17 protein-coding genes and 1 pseudogene are annotated in these 18,691 nt (G+C 61.5%); 12 read left to right on the forward strand and 6 right to left on the reverse strand.

Annotated features, from left to right (window positions below; genetic code table 11):
• Positions 1 to 96: 96 nt before the first annotated feature.
• Both xdhC and guaD read left to right on the forward strand, forming a co-directional pair.
• Complete coding sequence (gene xdhC, locus GEV38_RS19050) at positions 97 to 942, forward strand: xanthine dehydrogenase accessory protein XdhC (protein WP_015271158.1); 846 nt, start codon at positions 97 to 99, stop codon at positions 940 to 942.
• Between the two features lie 10 nt (positions 943 to 952).
• Positions 953 to 2,257, forward strand: coding sequence for a guanine deaminase (guaD, locus tag GEV38_RS19055; RefSeq protein WP_015271159.1), 1,305 nt, complete (start codon positions 953 to 955; stop codon positions 2,255 to 2,257).
• Here guaD and aqpZ read toward each other — a convergent pair.
• Positions 2,254 to 2,952, reverse strand: a complete 699-nt coding sequence (gene aqpZ, locus GEV38_RS19060) for an aquaporin Z (protein ID WP_013973527.1) — start codon at positions 2,950 to 2,952, stop codon at positions 2,254 to 2,256. The two genes, guaD and aqpZ, sit on opposite strands and share 4 nt — an antisense overlap.
• A 234-nt stretch (positions 2,953 to 3,186) precedes the next feature.
• Positions 3,187 to 3,942: a GntR family transcriptional regulator gene (locus tag GEV38_RS19065; RefSeq protein WP_015271161.1), complete on the reverse strand. Its 756-nt coding sequence runs from the start codon at positions 3,940 to 3,942 to the stop codon at positions 3,187 to 3,189.
• 282 nt (positions 3,943 to 4,224) lie between these two features.
• On the opposite strand from GEV38_RS19065, the gene GEV38_RS19070 reads away from it, so the two are divergent.
• On the forward strand, positions 4,225 to 5,574 hold the full coding sequence (locus tag GEV38_RS19070; protein WP_013973528.1) for an NCS2 family permease: 1,350 nt from the start codon (positions 4,225 to 4,227) through the stop codon (positions 5,572 to 5,574).
• A 485-nt stretch (positions 5,575 to 6,059) separates the two neighbouring features.
• Here the strand turns inward: GEV38_RS19070 and GEV38_RS27790 are convergent.
• Positions 6,060 to 6,302: pseudogene (locus tag GEV38_RS27790) on the reverse strand (RHS repeat-associated core domain-containing protein); the annotation flags it as partial.
• 179 nt (positions 6,303 to 6,481) lie between these two features.
• On the reverse strand, positions 6,482 to 6,835 hold the full coding sequence (gene uraH / locus GEV38_RS19080) for a hydroxyisourate hydrolase (protein WP_003259496.1): 354 nt from the start codon (positions 6,833 to 6,835) through the stop codon (positions 6,482 to 6,484).
• A gap of 398 nt (positions 6,836 to 7,233) precedes the next feature.
• On the opposite strand from uraH, the gene puuE reads away from it, so the two are divergent.
• The 7 genes from puuE (at position 7,234) to GEV38_RS19115 (ending at position 14,248) form a co-directional block, all read left to right on the forward strand.
• Positions 7,234 to 8,160, forward strand: a complete 927-nt coding sequence (gene puuE / locus GEV38_RS19085; RefSeq protein WP_013973531.1) for an allantoinase PuuE — start codon at positions 7,234 to 7,236, stop codon at positions 8,158 to 8,160.
• Positions 8,160 to 8,675 (forward strand): 2-oxo-4-hydroxy-4-carboxy-5-ureidoimidazoline decarboxylase, encoded by a 516-nt coding sequence (uraD, locus tag GEV38_RS19090; protein WP_013973532.1) that lies wholly within the window; start codon positions 8,160 to 8,162, stop codon positions 8,673 to 8,675. The genes puuE and uraD overlap by 1 nt, the downstream gene beginning before the upstream one ends.
• A gap of 56 nt (positions 8,676 to 8,731) precedes the next feature.
• Positions 8,732 to 9,235 carry an ureidoglycolate lyase gene (locus tag GEV38_RS19095; protein ID WP_003259500.1) on the forward strand — a complete coding sequence of 168 codons (504 nt, stop codon included), beginning with the start codon at positions 8,732 to 8,734 and terminating at the stop codon, positions 9,233 to 9,235.
• A gap of 59 nt (positions 9,236 to 9,294) precedes the next feature.
• The gene (locus tag GEV38_RS19100; RefSeq protein WP_015271163.1) at positions 9,295 to 10,623 is read left to right on the forward strand and encodes a urate hydroxylase PuuD; all 1,329 of its coding nucleotides are present in this window, start codon (positions 9,295 to 9,297) and stop codon (positions 10,621 to 10,623) included.
• 209 nt (positions 10,624 to 10,832) lie between these two features.
• Complete coding sequence (locus GEV38_RS19105) at positions 10,833 to 12,188, forward strand: nucleobase:cation symporter-2 family protein (protein ID WP_013973535.1); 1,356 nt, start codon at positions 10,833 to 10,835, stop codon at positions 12,186 to 12,188.
• Positions 12,189 to 12,328: 140 nt separating this feature from the next.
• On the forward strand, positions 12,329 to 13,114 hold the full coding sequence (locus GEV38_RS19110; RefSeq protein WP_015271165.1) for an outer membrane protein OmpK: 786 nt from the start codon (positions 12,329 to 12,331) through the stop codon (positions 13,112 to 13,114).
• A 351-nt stretch (positions 13,115 to 13,465) separates the two neighbouring features.
• The gene (locus tag GEV38_RS19115) at positions 13,466 to 14,248 is read left to right on the forward strand and encodes an outer membrane protein OmpK (protein ID WP_025340033.1); all 783 of its coding nucleotides are present in this window, start codon (positions 13,466 to 13,468) and stop codon (positions 14,246 to 14,248) included.
• A gap of 137 nt (positions 14,249 to 14,385) precedes the next feature.
• On the opposite strand, the gene GEV38_RS19120 is transcribed toward GEV38_RS19115, so the two are convergent.
• The gene (locus GEV38_RS19120) at positions 14,386 to 15,300 is read right to left on the reverse strand and encodes a DUF808 domain-containing protein (RefSeq protein WP_015271166.1); all 915 of its coding nucleotides are present in this window, start codon (positions 15,298 to 15,300) and stop codon (positions 14,386 to 14,388) included.
• 132 nt (positions 15,301 to 15,432) lie between these two features.
• Between GEV38_RS19120 and GEV38_RS19125 the strand changes: the two genes are divergently transcribed.
• Positions 15,433 to 16,044 (forward strand): TetR/AcrR family transcriptional regulator, encoded by a 612-nt coding sequence (locus tag GEV38_RS19125; protein WP_015271167.1) that lies wholly within the window; start codon positions 15,433 to 15,435, stop codon positions 16,042 to 16,044.
• 139 nt (positions 16,045 to 16,183) lie between these two features.
• On the opposite strand, the gene GEV38_RS19130 is transcribed toward GEV38_RS19125, so the two are convergent.
• The gene (locus GEV38_RS19130; RefSeq protein WP_013973539.1) at positions 16,184 to 16,624 is read right to left on the reverse strand and encodes a heme-binding protein; all 441 of its coding nucleotides are present in this window, start codon (positions 16,622 to 16,624) and stop codon (positions 16,184 to 16,186) included.
• 257 nt (positions 16,625 to 16,881) lie between these two features.
• On the opposite strand from GEV38_RS19130, the gene gcl reads away from it, so the two are divergent.
• On the forward strand, positions 16,882 to 18,657 hold the full coding sequence (gene gcl / locus GEV38_RS19135) for a glyoxylate carboligase (protein ID WP_054573082.1): 1,776 nt from the start codon (positions 16,882 to 16,884) through the stop codon (positions 18,655 to 18,657).
• The last annotated feature ends 34 nt before the right edge of the window (positions 18,658 to 18,691 follow it).

Genomic DNA, 18,691 nt, shown 5'->3' on the forward strand with positions numbered 1-18,691 from the left:
GCAACATGGATTTCTGGGGCTGCTGCGCAGCCCTTTCGCGACACAAGGCCGCTCCTACACAAAGCGGACCGCGTTGTCCTGAAGAGGATCTGCATCATGCACCAATGGATCAACGCCCTCGCCGACCATCAGTCCCGTGGCGAAGCCTGCGTGCTGGTTACCATCATCGAGGAGCGCGGCTCGACCCCGCGCAATGCCGGCTCGAAAATGGTCGTCAGCGCCAGCGGCCTGTTCGACACCATCGGCGGCGGCCACCTGGAATACAAGGCCCTGCACATCGCCCGGCAAATGCTCGAAGAGCACCGCACCACCCCGCATCTGGAGCGCTTCAGCCTCGGTGCCAGCCTTGGCCAGTGCTGCGGCGGCGTCACTGTGCTGCTGTTCGAGCCCATGGCCGCGGTGCAGGCGCAGATCGCGGTGTTCGGCGCGGGCCATGTCGGCCGGGCTCTGGTACCCTTGCTCGCCGCGCTGCCCTGCCGGGTGCGCTGGATCGATTCGCGCGAGCAGGAATTCCCCGCCCTGATCCCCGACGGGGTGACCAAGGTGGTCAGCGAGGATCCGGTCGACGAAGTGGCAGAGCTGCCGCCAGGCTGCTACTGCATCGTCATGACCCACAACCACCAGCTCGACCTGGAATTGACCGCCGCCATTCTCAAGCGCAACGACTTCACCTGGTTCGGCCTGATCGGCTCGAAGACCAAACGGGTCAAGTTCGAACACCGCCTGCGCGAGCGCGGCTATGACGAGGCCGTGATGGCGCGCATGCGCTGCCCGATGGGCCTGGCCGAGGTCAAGGGCAAGCTGCCCATCGAGATCGCCGTGTCCATCGCCGGTGAAATCATCGCCACCTACAACGCCTGCTTCGGCCAGCACGACGCTGCCGCCAATGCCGGCCCCATTGCCCAGTTGCTGCCGCCCTCCCGGCGCAGCCAAGCCATTTGACGAGTGTGTTATGACCGTTACCCGCAAAGCCTACCGTGCCGCCATCCTGCACAGCATCGCCGACCCGGCCGAGGTGGGCCTGGAGGCTTCCCATGAATACTTCGAGGACGGCCTGCTGGTGGTCGACAATGGCCGCATCAGCGCCGTAGGCCACGCCGCCGAACTGTTGCCGACCCTGGACGCCGATATCCCGGTCGAGCACTACCAGGACGCATTGATCACCCCAGGCTTCATCGACACCCATATCCATTTCCCGCAGACCGGCATGATCGGCTCCTACGGCGAGCAGCTGCTGGACTGGCTGAACACCTACACCTTCCCCTGCGAAAAGCAGTTCGCCGACAAGGGCCACGCCGACCAGGTGGCCAAGATCTTCCTCAAGGAACTGCTGCGCAACGGCACCACCACCGCCCTGGTGTTCGGCAGTGTGCACCCGGAATCGGTCAATGCCCTGTTCGAAGAAGCCGAACGCCTGGACCTGCGCCTGATCGCCGGCAAGGTGATGATGGACCGCAACGCCCCGGACTACCTGACCGATACCGCAGAGTCCGGCTATACCGAAAGCAAGGCACTGATCGAGCGCTGGCACGGCAAGGGCCGCCTGCATTATGCAGTCACCCCGCGCTTCGCCCCGACCAGTACGCCTGAACAGCTGGCGCTGGCGGGCCAACTGCTCAAGGAACACCCGGGCGTGTACATGCACACGCACCTGTCGGAAAACCTCAAGGAAATCGATTGGGTCAAGTCGCTGTTCCCCGAGCAGAAGGGTTACCTGGACGTATACGACCACTTCGAGCTGCTGGGCGAACGCTCGGTATTCGCCCATGGCGTGCACCTGTGCGATGACGAATGCCAGCGCCTGGCCGAAACCGGCTCGGCGGTGGCCTTCTGCCCCACCTCCAACCTGTTCCTCGGCAGCGGCCTGTTCAACCTGCCCCAGGCCGAGCGCTTCAAGGTCAATGTGGGCCTGGGCACTGACGTTGGCGCCGGCACCAGCTTCTCGCTGCTCAACACCCTGAACGAAGCGTACAAGGTGATGCAACTGCAGGGCGCACGCCTGCACCCGTACAAGTCACTGTACCTGGCCACCCTCGGCGGCGCCCGCGCGCTGCGCCTGGACGACCGCATCGGCAGCCTGCGCCCGGGCAACGATGCCGACTTCGTGGTACTGGACTACAAGGCCACGCCACTGCTGGACTACCGCATTCAGCAGTCCAACAGCATCGAGGAAACCCTGTTCGTGCTGACCACCCTCGGCGACGACCGCACCGTGCGTGAAACCTACGCCGCTGGGCGTTGCGTGCACCAGCGCTAAGGTTCTTTTGCCAGACCCCGGTACAGTGCGCCGCCGATCGCAGCACCAATCAGCGGCGCCACCCAGAACAGCCACAGCTGTTGCAGGGCCCAGCCACCGACGAACAAGGCCGGCCCCGTGCTACGCGCGGGGTTGACCGAGGTATTGGTCACCGGGATCGAGATCAGGTGGATCAGGGTCAAAGCCAAACCGATGGCGATCGGCGCAAACCCCGCCGGCGCCCGGGCGTCGGTAGCGCCCATGATCACCACCAGGAACATCGCCGTCATCACCACTTCACTGACAAAGCCCGCCCCGAGCGTGTAGCCGCCAGGCGAGTGGTCGGCGTAGCCGTTCGAAGCCAATCCCGCAGACAGCTCGAAACCTGACTTGCCGCTGGCGATGAGGTAGATCACACCTGCCGCCAGAATGGCGCCGATCACCTGGGCGATCACGTAGGGCAGCAGCTCTTTGGCCGGAAAGCGCCCGCCCACCACCAGCCCGAACGACACCGCGGGGTTGAGGTGACAGCCGGAGATATGGCCGATGGCGAAGGCCATGGTCAGCACGGTGAGGCCGAAGGCGAAGGCGACGCCAAGTACACCGATGCCGATGGGGGAGCTGGCGGCGAGTACCGCACTGCCGCAGCCGCCAAGCACCAGCCAGAAGGTGCCGACCAGCTCGGCCCCCATGCGTTTACCGAGGGACATGCTCATGAGTCCATTCCTCAAGAAGTTGAACGCAACGAATGCGCAAGCCCAACTGCTTGATGAAGGTTTGCTCACAAGAATTTAGCAGACACCAGGCTAATGGCCAGAAATGGCTGGGCCGCTTCGCGCCCCATTTGCAGCACAAGGCTGCTCCTACAGGGGTTATGCGATGCCTGTAGGAGCAGCCTTGTGCTGCGAATGGGCTGCAAAGCAGCCCCCTTCAGTCAACCAGGCAAACGATCAACCCTTGGCAGAAACCTTGGGCTTTTTCAGCAAGTGCGAGAACACCGCGTGCAGGTCGTCCGAGGCACTCTCCTCGTCCAGGTTCAGCTTGCTGTCGATGTGGTCCATGTGGTGCATCATCAGGCTCACCGCCTGCTCGGCATCGCGCGCCTCGATGGCATCGATCAGCTGCATGTGCTCGTCATACGAGCAATGCGAGCGGTTGCCGCTTTCGTACTGGGCGATGATCAACGAAGTCTGCGACACCAGGCTGCGCTGGAAGCTGACCAGCGGCGCATTGCCCGCAGCCTCGGCCAGCTTGAGGTGGAATTCGCCGGAAAGACGAATGCCGGCACCACGGTCACCACGCGAGAAGCTGTCGCGCTCCTCCCGCACCATCTGCCGCAGCTCGTTGAGCTGCTCGAGGGTAGCGTGCTGCACGGCCAGTTCGGTAATGGCCCGTTCGACCATGCGCCTGGAGAAGAACACCTGACGGGCTTCTTCCACCGTAGGGCTGGCCACCACTGCGCCGCGGTTCGGCCGCAACAGCACCACGCTTTCATGGGCCAGCCGCGACAACGCGCGGCGAATGATGGTGCGGCTGACGCCGAAGATCTCGCCCAGCGCTTCCTCGCTCAACTTGGTACCCGGTGCCAGACGCTGCTCGAGGATCGCCTCGAAAATATGCGCGTAGACGATGTCGTCCTGGGTACCACTGCGGCCAGCCTTGCCGGTACGCGCAGGTTTCTTCAGAGGTTGCAGCTGTTCGTTCATGGGCTCTCGAGGCACGAAGGAAAGTATGGCGCCATTGTACACAGGCTGAGCCGTTTCTGCAGGTGGCCTTTTACCTATATAGCCGTTGTACGACGTATTTCGCACACAAAAGATAAAACATTATTTGCTTTATTTGTACACAAAAGCATAATCCACCGAGCAACTTCTTGACCAATAAGTCAACAAACCGGTCAGACGTCTGCCTTCCCTCGCGGAGCCGCCAAGTGCATTGCGCAGGCCCATGGTTCCAGAACAACAAGAAAGACTTGAGGAGTACTCGCTGTGGAAAGCCGCAAATCCGAAGCCCCTACGCTGGATCTTGCTCCACCGCTCGAAACGAGCTGGCTGGAGCGGATTTTCAAACTCAAGCAACACGGCAGCACCGTCAGAACCGAAATGATCGCCGGCGTGACCACCTTCATCACCATGGCCTACATCATCTTCGTCAACCCCAACATCATGGCCGACGCAGGCATCGACCACGGTGCCGCCTTCGTCGCCACCTGCATCGCCGCCGCGCTGGGCTGCCTGCTGATGGGCCTGTACGCCAACTGGCCGGTGGGCCTGGCGCCGGGCATGGGGCTCAACGCCTTCTTCACCTACACCGTGGTCGGCACCATGGGCTACAACTGGGAAACGGCACTGGGCGCAGTATTCGTCTCGGGTGTGCTGTTCATGTTCCTGACCTTGTCGAAAGTGCGCGAATGGTTGCTCAACAGCATCCCGGTCAGCCTGCGCCATGCCATGGGGGCCGGCGTCGGATTGTTTCTCGGGCTGATCGGCCTGAAGACGGCAGGCATCATCGTCGACAGCCCCGCCACGCTGATCAAGCTGGGCTCGCTGCATGAGCCAGGGCCGCTGCTGGCGGCGGTGTGCTTCCTGCTGATCGCCATCCTCAGCTACAAGCGGGTGTTCGGCGCGATCCTGATCAGCATCATCGGTGTCACCCTGGCCGGCTGGGGTCTAGGGCTGGTCAAGTTTGGCGGGGTGATGTCGATGCCGCCGAGCCTGGCGCCGACCTGGATGGCCATGGACGTGGCTGGCGTGTTCAACGTCAGCATGATCAGCGTGGTGCTGGCGTTCCTGTTCGTGCACATGTTCGACACCGCCGGCACGCTAATGGGCGTGGCGCAGCGAGCCAACCTGGTGGCACCGGACGGGCGTATCGAGAACTTGTCGAAGGCGCTGAAGGCTGACAGCGCTTCGAGTGTGTTCGGTGCCGTGGTCGGTGTGCCGCCGGTGACCAGTTATGTGGAAAGTGCTGCCGGTGTGGCCGCTGGTGGCCGTACCGGCCTGACGGCGGTGGTGGTCGGCCTGCTGTTCATTGCCGCCATGTTCTTCGCGCCATTGGCCGGAATGATTCCGGCCTATGCCACCGCGGGCGCACTGATCTACGTGGCAATGCTGATGATGGGCAGCATGGCGCATATCCACTGGGACGAGGCCACCGACAGCATTCCGGCGATCGTCACGGTGATCATGATGCCGCTGACTTTCTCGGTCGCTGATGGTATTGCCCTGGGCTTCATCAGCTATGTGGCATTGAAGGCAGGTACCGGCAAGTACAAGGAAATCTCCGCCAGCCTGTGGGTGCTGTGCGCAATCTTCATTGCCAAGTTCGTGTTCCTCTGAACCCTCCACATCCAAAAAGGGCGCTCCGGCGCCCTTCTCTTTTATTTAGCCGGTGCTGGTTTTTTCGCGAAGATGCCCGTTCGAGGGAGTTCAGCTGGCGTCACGCCTGAAGGAACGGTTTCCCGCACGCTTACAACCTCAAATGCCGCCGGCAAGATCGCTACTACATCAAATACATCCTTTTTATAACCTACACCGGGGACCAGATTAAGATCCTTGCGCACGAGTACCGGCAGGACAACACCATCGTCGTAGGCATTAGCGTATGTTTTGGCGTGTTCAGGGGTTGGCGCGACATAGAAGCCTTGCCCTTGGGCTTGCCTATGAGGCTCTGAATACACTGGCGATAGCCCCTTAGCCAATGAAGGAATATTTTTTCGGCTCGTCCCGTGCCAGCCTACCAGTTTTGTAAATACCCCCTTGTTAGCAACTGCAGCCAGAACCTCTACTCGCTTGGGCGGCTTTGCAACCCCCATCAGCCTTTTCCAAAGGCTATGACCGCTTGGATCCTGGTAATTCACTGGGTCGCCCTGGCAGTAGGCATACGCGTTCAAACCACCTTGATCGAACGGACTCAAGCTGTCCGGGCTGTTGAACCGCATCAAAGAGGGAATGAATGCTCGATAACCATTACCCAAGTGGTAATGCTCGGTGACTGGGTCCAGTTGTTCACCGTTGAAGCCGAGTACACCCTGATCAGGCAGATGGTAGCCATAGGGCGCATACGCATTTTTTGTGTCCATCAGGCTGGCTCCTCAACTTGGTAGCTGATCATCCCAGATGAACCAAAAAGAGAGTACTGGCAGAAATGTGAGTGATTTGACCTGATATAAAAAACGCAGACGAAAAAAAGCCCGCCAGTGTGAGAGCGGGCCAAAGGACCTACGAAGATTCTTCTAGCGACCAACTAGCTTCCACGATAGGTCGAATAGCTGTACGGCGAGATCAGCAGCGGCACGTGGTAGTGCTCCTGCTGCTCGTCGATACCAAAGCGCAGCACGACGACATCCAGAAACGCCTGGGCCGGCAACTGCACGCCGCGGGCACGGTAGTAGTCACCGGCGCTGAACTGCAGCTGGTAGACGCCAGTGCGATAATCGTCGCCCTGCAGCAGCGGCGCATCGACGCGGCCATCGCTGTTGGTCAGGGCGGTGTTCACCAGCTCAAGCTGCTGGCCTTCGACACGGTACAGCTCGACCTTGATCGAGCTGCCCGGGCAGCCATGCGCGGCATCCAGTACGTGTGTGGTCAAACGTCCCATTGCTTGTCGCCTCTTGTTCAATCTGTGGGCAAAAAATACTCAGCCGTCGCACCAGCATAGCGCCTGCGGCAGGCGGGAATGACGTCATTAAGACATTCCGAGCCAAGATTGTACACAATTTTTTCAACCCATCTGTCGCCCGCAGCGATTCTTGCCCCTGAGCGACCCACCGATCGCAAAGATAGGCCTGGTAACGACACCAACGTCATTAGCTGACCAATCAGGCAGGTTTCTTGCACTGTTTTTCCAGGTCGCTGCGAGGCGACAAAAGGGAAGAAATGCGGAAAAACAGGCTTACAAAAGATTTCAGAAGTTGTATACAATCAGCCCATCCGGTGGTGCGACATCCCGACGCGGTCCGCCCACCCCCGCACAAACGCACAAGAAGGAAGACTGCAGTGAGCGCTGACTACCCTCGCGACCTGATCGGTTACGGCAACAACCCTCCTCACCCGCAATGGCCGGGCAACGCTCGCATCGCGCTGTCTTTCGTCCTCAACTACGAGGAAGGTGGCGAACGCAACATCCTGCACGGTGACAAGGAGTCCGAAGCGTTCCTCTCGGAAATGGTCGCCGCCCAGCCACTGCAGGGCGTGCGCAACATGAGCATGGAATCGCTGTACGAGTACGGCAGCCGTGCCGGCGTGTGGCGCCTGCTAAAGCTGTTCAAGGACAGCGGCGTGCCGTTGACCATCTTCGCCGTGGCCATGGCCGCCCAGCGCCACCCCGACGTGATCCGTGCCATGGCCGAGGCCGGTCATGAAATCTGCAGCCACGGTTACCGCTGGATCGACTACCAGTACATGGACGAGGCCCAGGAGCGCGAGCACATGCTCGAAGCCATCCGCATCCTCACCGAAATCACCGGCGAGCGCCCGCTGGGCTGGTACACCGGCCGCACCGGCCCGAACACCCGTCGCCTGGTGATGGAGGAAGGCGGCTTCCTGTATGACAGCGACACCTACGACGACGACCTGCCCTACTGGGAGCCGAACAACCCTACCGGCAAGCCGCACCTGGTGATCCCCTACACCCTCGACACCAACGACATGCGCTTCACCCAGGTACAGGGCTTCAACTGCGGCGAGCAGTTCTTCCAGTACCTGAAGGACGCCTTCGATGTGCTGTACGCCGAGGGCGCCGAAGCACCGAAAATGCTGTCCATCGGCCTGCACTGCCGCCTGGTCGGCCGCCCGGCGCGCCTGGCCGCACTGAAGCGCTTCGTCGATTACGCAAAAAGCCATGACCAGGTCTGGTTCGCCCGTCGCGTGGACATCGCCCGCCACTGGCACGCCACCCACCCGTACAAGAAAGAGAACGCCTGATGACCGCCTTCAAGACCCTCAAGCCATCCGCCCTGGACCGCGACGCCTTCGTCAAGGCCTTCGCCGACATCTACGAGCACTCGCCGTGGGTAGCCGAAAAAGCCTATGACCTGGGCCAACTGGGCGAACTGGACGAGATCGAGGCGCTGCACCAGCGCATGAGCGACATCCTGCTCAGCGCCAACCACGCCGACCAGTTGGCGCTGATCAACGCTCACCCGGACCTGGCCGGCAAGGCCGCCATCCAGGGCGAGCTGACCGAATCGAGCACCAACGAGCAGGCCGGCGCCGGTATTCACCAGTGCACCGCCGAAGAGTTCGCCCGTTTCACCGAACTGAACGACGCCTACAAGGCCAAGTTCCAGTTCCCGTTCATCATGGCGGTAAAAGGCAGCAACCGGCACCAGATCCTCGCCTCCTTCGAAAAACGCATCCACAACGATGCCGATGCCGAATTCAAGGAAGCCCTGGCGCAGATCAACCTGATCGCCCTGTTCCGCCTGCTGCAGCTGTAAAGCCGCCGCAACGCTTGAGCCTTATCCAGAACAACGAACATAGAAGAGATATCCGCATGCGCACCCTGATGATCGAGCCCCTGACCAAAGAAGCCTTCGCCCCCTTCGGAGACGTGATCGAAACCGACGGCAGCGACCACTTCATGATCAACAACGGCTCGACCATGCGCTTCCACAAGCTCGCCACGGTCGAAACCGCCGAGCCTGAAGACAAGGCGATCATCAGCATCTTCCGCGCCGACGCGCTGGACATGCCGCTGACCGTGCGCATGCTGGAACGCCATCCGCTGGGCAGCCAGGCTTTCATCCCGCTGCTCGGCAACCCCTTTCTGATCGTGGTCGCGCCAGTTGGCGATGCACCTGTATCAGGTTTGGTCCGAGCCTTCCGCAGTAATGGCAGGCAGGGCGTTAATTACCATCGCGGCGTCTGGCACCACCCGGTGCTGACGATCGAAAAGCGGGATGACTTCCTGGTGGTTGATCGCAGTGGTTCCGGCAACAACTGCGACGAGCATTACTTCACCGAGGAACAGATGCTGGTCCTCAATCCCCACCAATAAGAAAAGGTCGGTCATTCAAGGGCATTGCCCGAGCGGGTGACCGGCAAGAGGTACATACTGTGGAAGCACACCTTCACGAATGGCTGAACCTGAGCATTCGCTGGGTTCACATGATCACCGGTGTCGCCTGGATCGGTGCATCGTTCTACTTCGTCTGGCTGGAGAACCACCTGAACCGAAGCAACCCGCGCGATGGGTTGTCGGGTGATCTCTGGGCAATTCACGGCGGTGGTATCTACCACCTGGAGAAATACAAGCTCGCCCCCCCGAAAATGCCCGAGAACCTGCACTGGTTCAAATGGGAGGCCTACTTCACCTGGATGTCCGGTATTGCCCTGCTGTGCGTGGTGTTCTACTGGAACCCGACCCTGTACCTGCTGGCCCCTGGCAGCACCTTGAGCGGTGCCGAAGGCGTGGCCATCGGTATCGGCTCGCTGATCGCCGGCTGGTTCATCTACGACTTCCTGTGCGACTCGCCCCTGGGCAAGAAGCCAGCGCTGCTCGGTGCAGTACTGTTCGTGCTGATCATCGCGGCATGCTGGGGCTTCAGCCTGGTGTTCAGCGGCCGTGGTGCGTACCTGCACACCGGCGCGATCATCGGCACCATCATGGTCGGCAACGTGTTCCGCATCATCATGCCGGCCCAGCGCCAGCTGGTTGCGGCGATCGAGAACAACCAGACCCCAGACCCGGTACTGCCGGCCAAGGGCCTCCTGCGCTCGCGCCACAACAACTACTTCACCCTGCCGGTGCTGTTCATCATGATCAGCAACCACTTCCCGAGCACCTACGGTAGCCAGTACAACTGGCTGATCCTGGCCGGTATCGCAGTAGCCGCGGTCCTGATCCGCCACTACTTCAACACCCGCCACGACAGCAACAAGTACGCCTGGACCCTGCCGGTCGGCGCACTGGCGATGATCTGCCTGGCCTATGTCACCGGCCCGAAACCGATGGCCGTCAGCCCTGAGCAAGCCGCGGCGAAGGTCGAGTACCAGCCACTGCCCGCGACCGCTGTAGGTGGCAAGACCGCCGCCGAGCAACGCGCCGAAGACGCCGCCAAGGCTGCCGCAGCGCCGGCCGCGCCGGCCGAAGCCCCTGCCCAGGCCAACGCCCAGGCTGGCGGCGAGAGCTTCGACAAGATCCACAATGTCATCCAGGAACGCTGCACCGTGTGCCACTCGTCCAAGCCGACCAGCCCACTGTTCAGCGCCGCCCCTGCCGGCGTGATGTTCGACACCCCGCAGCAGATCCAGGCCCAGGCCGCGCGCATCCAGGCGCAAGCGGTCGCCAGCCAGATCATGCCGCTGGGCAACATCACCCAGATGACCACCGAAGAGCGCAAGCTGGTCGGTGACTGGATCGCCAAAGGCGCCCCGGTCAACTGAAACACAATTGTCGGGATAACACCGCCCCCTGTGGGAGCGGGTTCACCCGCGAAGAGGCCGGCACTCCCGGCCTCTGTTTCAAGACATATGCAACAAGCAAGCATCGAGCGTTCAGCGTCAGGCGGGAACCCCAGGCTCTCTTTACAGCGAGCCTGCCGCCTGAGGCCGGCGCTTGGATCCGAGAATAAAAACAAAACTCGAGGTGCTGCATGTCCGAGTCACGCAAGGCGTACATCCCTGTTGCGCCGCCGCGCGAGCCCTTGCCCCTGTTCCAACTGATCCTGGTTGGCCTGCAACACGTTCTGCTGATGTACGGCGGCGCGATCGCCGTGCCGTTGATCATCGGCCAGGCCGCCGGGTTGTCCCGTGAAGAAGTCGCTTTCCTGATCAACGCCGACCTGCTGGTCGCTGGCGTCGCCACCATCATCCAGTCCTTCGGTATCGGCCCGGTGGGCATCCGCATGCCGGTGATGATGGGTGCCAGTTTCGCTGCCGTCGGCAGCATGGTGGCCATGGCCGGCATGCCCGGGGTGGGCCTGCAGGGGATCTTCGGTGCGACCATTGCCGCCGGGTTCTTCGGCATGCTGATCGCGCCGTTCATGTCCAAGGTCGTACGCTTCTTCCCCCCCCTGGTTACCGGCACGGTGATCACCTCGATTGGCCTGTCGCTGTTCCCGGTGGCAGTCAACTGGGCCGGTGGTGGCCAACAGGCAGATACCTTCGGCTCGCCGATCTACCTGCTGGTGGCCGGCCTGGTACTGGCGGTAATCCTGCTGATCAACCGCTTCATGCGCGGTTTCTGGGTCAACGTGTCGGTGCTGGTGGGCATGGGCCTGGGCTACATCCTGGCCGGCTCCATCGGCATGGTCGACCTGTCGGGCCTGAACGACGCACCGTGGCTGCAAGTGGTGACCCCACTGCACTTCGGCATGCCGACCTTCAGCCTGGCGCCGATCCTGTCCATGTGCCTGGTGGTGGTGATCATCTTCGTCGAGTCCACCGGCATGTTCCTGGCCCTGGGCAAGGTGACCGATCGTGAAGTTACCCCAGGGATGCTGCGTCGCGGCCTGCTGTGCGATGCCGGTGCGTCGTTCATCGCCGGCTTCTTCAACACCTTCACCCACTCCTCGTTCGCACAGAACATCGGCCTGGTGCAGATGACCGGGGTGCGCTGCCGCTATGTCACCATCGTGGCCGGTGCACTGCTGATCCTGCTCAGCCTGCTGCCCAAGGCGGCCTTCCTGATTGCCTCGATCCCGCCAGCGGTACTGGGCGGCGCGTCCATCGCCATGTTCGGCATGGTCACCGCCACCGGGATCAAGATTCTCCAGGAGGCGGACATCGGCGACCGTCGCAACCAGCTGCTGGTTGCAGTGAGCGTCGGGTTCGGGTTGATCCCCGTGGTACGTCCGGAGTTCTTCGCCCAGATGCCCCAGTGGATGGAGCCCATCACCCACAGTGGCATCGCCATGGCCACGGTCAGCGCCCTGGTGTTGAACGTGCTGTTCAACATCCTTGGTGGTGCCGACCGCGCGGTGCACAACGAAGCCTGTCACCAACATTGAGCCAGACGGGGCGGCGCATGGCCGCCCCGCATTCACACAGGCAGTAAACGCAACACCGTCGGCCCGCCGGAATGGGCCGCCCGGGGCGCCTGCGCGCCAAATAAACCGCCAACAAAAACAATAAGTCCGGGAATCACAACATGAAGCGCATCACCACGTCCCTGTTGCTGGGCAGCAGCCTGCTGGCCACCCTCCCCTCGCATGCAGGCGAATGGCTGCAATGGCACGGCGAAAGCCTGACCTACCTGTACGGCAAGGACTTCAAGGTCAACCCTGATATCCAGCAGACCATCACGTTCGAGCACGCCAACAAATGGAAGTACGGCGACACCTTCATGTTCGTCGACAAGATCTTCTACAACGGCAAGGCCGACGCCAGCAAAGGCGTCACCACCTACTACGGCGAGTTCAGCCCACGCCTGTCATTCGGCAAGATCTTTGACAAGAAGCTGGCCTTCGGCCCGATCAAGGACGTACTGCTGGCCATGACCTACGAGCGCGGCGAAGGCGACAACGAGGCCTACCTGATCGGCCCAGGTTTCGACCTGAACGTCCCCGGCTTCAACTATTTCACCCTGAATTTCTACGTGCGCAACACCGAGGGCAGCCGCCCGGGTGACAACGTCTGGCAGATCACCCCCGGCTGGTCCTACACCATCCCCGTGGGCAGGTCCGACATTCTGATCGACGGCTACATGGACTGGGTCACCGACAATGACCAGACCCGCCGTGGCACCTACCACGCCAACCTGCACTTCAACCCGCAGGTGAAGTACGACCTGGGCAAAGCGCTGAACCTGGGCGCCAAGCAGCTGTACGTGGGCTTTGAGTACAGCTACTGGAAGGACAAGTACGGCATCGACAGCCGCGGCAATCTGGAAAGCAACCAGAGTGTCGCCAGTGCGCTGATCAAAGTGCACTTCTAGAAAACTGACCAAACGCACAAGTTTGTTCCACTCTGCTCCAGGACGGAGCACTTGAGGCAAGGCGCGCAAGCCAGTAATCTGCGCGCCCCCTCGATCAGGGCAGAACGGATTCTGCCTGCGTTTACTGACCGCTCAGTCAATGAATACGGGCGGTTGGCCAACGTGTTGCCAGCCTGAAAGACCCTTTTCATCCGTTCAGAACGAAGTCGAGCAGGAAGGTTTTGCCAGCCCAGGAAAGTTGGCTCAACCCTTGCCAAACAGCTGTGGCCTATCGAAAAAAGCTGACTCAAAAGACAAAAAGCGCCAATAACGAGCGCTGACAACAGATCAATCAAGGGAGCGACATTCGCAATGCGTACCATCAACAGCCTGATCCTCGCCGGCGGCCTGCTGGCCTGTGGCACCACCTTCGGCGGCGACCTGCTGCAATGGCAGAACAACAGCCTGACCTACCTGTGGGGCAAGAACTTCAAGGTCAACCCGTCGATCCAGCAAACCGTGACCTTCGAGCACGCTGATGGCTGGAAGTACGGCGATAACTTCATCTTTGTCGACAAGATCTTCTACCAGGGCCAGAAAGATGAGGGCAACGGCCCGAACACCTACTACGGCGAAATCAGCCCGCGCCTGTCGTTCGGCAAGATCTTCGACCAGAAGCTGGCGTTCGGCCCGGTCAAGGACGTACTGCTGGCGATGACCTACGAGTTCGGTGAAGGTGATACCGAGTCTTACCTGATCGGCCCTGGCTTCGACCTGGACATCCCAGGCTTCGACTACTTCCAGCTGAACTTCTACAACCGCACCACCGACGGCAGCCGCGCCGGCGACAACGTGTGGCAGATCACCCCGGTGTGGTCGTACACCATTCCGGTCGGTTCGTCCGATGTGCTGATCGACGGTTTCATGGACTGGGTGGTGGACAACGACGAGAACCGCCGCGGCACCTACCAGGCCAACCTGCACTTCAACCCGCAGATCAAGTATGACCTGGGCAAGGCCTTGCACCTGGGCGAGAAGCAGCTGTATGTGGGTGTGGAGTACGACTACTGGAAGAACAAGTACGGCATCAAGGATTCCGATGCCTTCACCACCGACCAGAACACCATGAGCTTCCTGCTCAAGGTTCACTTCTGATCGGAGCATAGGGGCTGCTGCACAGCCCTTCGCGGCACAAGGCCGCTCCTACAGGTACGGCACAGGTTTCGGAAACTGTGTATTCCCTGTGGGAGCGGGCTTGTCCGCGAACCGGGGCAAAGCCCCGGCCATGCAAATCAGGTGGCCGGCCGAACCGCCCGCCACAATTTCCCCGCAATGCCCACCACGGCCAGCACCACGGCACCGGCCACAACCCCCACACCGCCGTTCAGCAGTGCCACGGTCAACGCCCCGCCACGCCCTTCGCTAAATGCCTCGATCGCATGATGCAGAGGTGCGATGCCATGCACCAGGATCCCGCCACCAACCAGGAACATGGCCGCCGTGCCGATCACCGACAGGCTCTTCATCATGTATGGCGCGGCACGCAGAATGCCGTTACCCACCGCCCTGGCCAGGCGTGATGCCTTGCGGGTCATCCACAGCCCCAGGTCATCGAGCTTGACGATACCGCCCACCAGCCCGTAGACGCCGATGGTCATGACCACCGCAATACCCGACAGCACGACGATCTGCTGGGTCAACGGCGAGTCGGCAACGATGCCCAGGGTGATGGCGATGATTTCTGCCGATAGGATGAAGTCGGTACGTACCGCGCCCTTGATCTTGGCTTTCTCGAACGCCACCAGGTCGACATTGGCATCGGCCACCGCCTCCTTGAGCGCTTCGTGCTCGGCGTCAGTCTCGGCCTTGCTGTGCAGGAACTTGTGCGCCAGCTTCTCGAAGCCCTCGAAGCAAAGGTAGGCACCGCCCAGCATCAGCAACGGCGTCACCGCCCAGGGAATGAACGCACTGATCAGCAGCGCCGCCGGCACCAGGATGGCCTTGTTCACCATCGAGCCCTTGGCTACTGCCCACACCACAGGGATCTCGCGCTCGGCACGTACCCCGGTGACCTGCTGGGCATTCAGCGCCAGGTCATCGCCCAGCACGCCTGCGGTCTTTTTCGCCGCCACCTTGGTCATCACCGAGACGTCATCGAGCACAGTGGCGATGTCGTCGATCAGTACCAGTAGACTGCTTCCTGCCATGTTTGCCTGCATCCAGAAGAGTGAGTGCCCAGGATTCTAGCCCAAAGCCGCTGCCTTGAGCGCCCGTCGAGCCCGGTGCTACCATGCCCGATCCCTCTTAGAGGTGGCCAGACACGAGGAAGATCCCTGACCATGAGCACCATTCGCGAGCGCAACAAGGAACTGATCCTGCGCGCGGCCAGCGAGGAATTCGCCGACAAGGGCTTCGCCGCCACCAAGACCAGCGATATCGCGGCCAAGGCCGGCCTGCCCAAGCCGAACGTGTATTACTACTTCAAATCCAAGGACAACCTCTACCGCGAGGTCCTGGAAAGTATCATCGCGCCGATCATGCAGGCGTCGACCCCGTTCAATGCCGACGGTGACCCGAAGGAAGTGCTGAGTGCGTACATCCGCTCGAAGATCCGCATTTCGCGCGACCTGCCGCATGCGTCCAAGGTGTTCGCCAGCGAGATCATGCACGGTGCCCCGCACCTGTCGCCGAACCAGGTAGCGCAGCTGAACGAGCAGGCGCGACATAACATCGAGTGCATCCAGCGCTGGATCGACCGCGGGCAAATCGCCCATGTGGATGCGCATCACCTGATGTTCAGCATCTGGGCAGCGACCCAGACCTATGCCGATTTCGACTGGCAGATCTCTGCCGTGACCGGCAAGGCCAAGCTGGCCGACAGCGACTATGACGCGGCGGCGGAGACCATCATCCGCATGGTGCTCAAGGGGTGTGAGCCTGAGCTAGCCTGACAGGGCCAGTGGGGCTGCCTTGCAGCCCTTTCGCGACACAAGGCCGCTCCTACAAGGGATCGCGTACTACCTGCGATCCCTTGTAGGAGCGGCCTTGTGTCGCGAAAGGGCCGCAAAGCGGCCCCAGCCATCTTCAGCCTTACGCCGCTACCCCGGCATCCGCCTTCAACCCCACCTCCTCGATCGCACTGATCGCGCACTGCTCGTCGATATCCGACGTATCCCCGCTGATCCCTACCGCACCCAACACCTTGCCGTCCTGATCACGCACCAGCACACCACCCGGCGCCGGCACCACCGGTCGCTCGCCCAACCCGTTCAGCGCGGCAAAAAATGCCGGCCGCTGCTGCGCGTCCAGCGCCAGCAGGCGCGACCCCTTGCCCAGGGCAATCGCCCCCCAGGCCTTGCCGGTAGCCACCTCCGGCCGGATCAGGCTGGCGCCATCCTCGCGCTGCAGCGCCAGCAAGTGGCCGCCGGCATCGAGCACCGCCACGGTCAGTGGCGCGGCGTTGATCTTGCGGCCCGCCGCCAGCGCGGCATTCACCAGGCTGACCGCGACTTTCAGGTTCAAAGCGTTCATGGAAAGGTCCTCTTCTTGTTGTGAGAAGCCCTGAGGGCAGGTGAAAAACCGATAAGCCAATAGAACACAACTGAATCTTTTTTTGTATACAATAAATTGAAACGATCGTATGCGAGATTGCAAACGCCCGTTTTCACGGGCGCTTGAACGAAAGCGGCCTCGTCCGACGAAAACCCGTTGACCTGAGCGGCCAGCCGTGAATACACTCTGGCACAAAGCAAGTTGTATACAATTACAAAATCGATGAGGCACAAACCATGAGCAAAATGAGAGCAATCGATGCAGCCGTTCTGGTCATGCGCCGTGAAGGTGTAGATACCGCGTTCGGCATCCCGGGGGCTGCCATCAACCCGTTGTACTCGGCCCTGAAGAAAGTCGGTGGCATCGATCACGTCCTCGCTCGTCACGTCGAAGGCGCCTCGCACATGGCCGAGGGTTACACCCGTGCCAACCCAGGCAACATCGGCGTGTGCATCGGCACCTCCGGCCCAGCCGGCACCGACATGGTCACCGGCCTGTACAGTGCCTCCGCCGACTCCATCCCGATCCTCTGCATCACCGGCCAGGCCCCACGTGCCCGCCTGCACAAGGAAGACTTCCAGGCTGTCGACATCACCAACATCGTCAAGCCGGTCACCAAGTGGGCCACCACCGTTCTGGAGCCGGGCCAGGTGCCTTACGCCTTCCAGAAGGCCTTCTATGAAATGCGCACCGGCCGCCCAGGCCCGGTACTGATCGACCTGCCGTTCGACGTGCAGATGGCCGAAATCGAATTCGACATCGACGCCTACGAACCGCTGCCAGTGCACAAGCCGTCCGCCACCCGCGTACAGGCCGAAAAAGCTCTGGCCCTGCTCAATGACGCCGAGCGCCCGCTGCTGGTAGCCGGTGGCGGCATCATCAACGCCGACGCCAGCGACAAGCTGGTCGAGTTCGCCGAACTGACCGGTGTACCGGTAATCCCGACCCTGATGGGCTGGGGCACCATCCCGGACGACCACGCACAGATGGTCGGCATGGTCGGCCTGCAGACTTCGCACCGCTATGGCAACGCCACCCTGCTGAAATCCGACCTGGTGTTCGGTATCGGTAACCGCTGGGCCAACCGCCACACCGGTTCCGTCGACGTCTACACCGAAGGCCGCAAGTTCGTGCACGTGGACATCGAGCCGACCCAGATCGGCCGCGTGTTCACCCCGGACCTGGGTATCGTTTCCGACGCTGGCAAGGCACTGGACGTGTTCCTCGAAGTGGCCCGCGAGTGGAAAGCCGCTGGCAAGCTGAAGTGCCGCAAGGCCTGGCTGGAAGACTGCCAGGAGCGAAAGGCCACCCTGCAGCGCAAGACCCACTTCGACAACGTGCCGGTCAAGCCGCAGCGCGTCTACGAAGAAATGAACCAGGTATTTGGCAAGGACACCTGCTACGTCAGCACCATCGGTCTGTCGCAGATCGCCGGTGCGCAGTTCCTGCACGTGTACAAGCCACGCCACTGGATCAACTGCGGCCAGGCCGGCCCGCTGGGCTGGACCATCCCTGCCGCCCTCGGTGTGGTCAAGGCCGATCCAAAGCGCAAGGTGGTCGCGCTGTCGGGTGACTACGACTTCCAGTTCATGATCGAAGAACTGGCGGTGGGCGCACAGTTCAACCTGCCGTACGTGCACGTACTGGTGAACAACGCCTACCTGGGCCTGATCCGTCAGGCGCAACGTGGCTTCGACATGGATTACTGTGTACAACTGGCGTTCGAGAACATCAACTCGACCGACGCCGCCACCTACGGTGTCGACCATGTCGCCGTGGTCGAAGGCCTGGGCTGCAAGGCCATCCGTGTATTCGAGCCGGCCGAGATCGCCCCTGCCCTGCTCAGGGCACAGAAGATGGCCGAAGAGTTCCGCGTACCGGTGGTGGTCGAAGTGATTCTCGAACGTGTGACCAACATTTCCATGGGCACCGAGATCAACGCGGTCAACGAGTTCGAAGACCTGGCCCTGGTCGGCAACGACGCGCCAACCGCCATCTCGCTGCTGGACTGATCGCCTGACGCCCCCGTGCCGGCCCCTACCTCAG

The organism is Pseudomonas sp. 13159349, from assembly GCF_013305685.1.
Classification (GTDB): Bacteria; Pseudomonadota; Gammaproteobacteria; order Pseudomonadales; family Pseudomonadaceae; genus Aquipseudomonas; species Aquipseudomonas asiatica.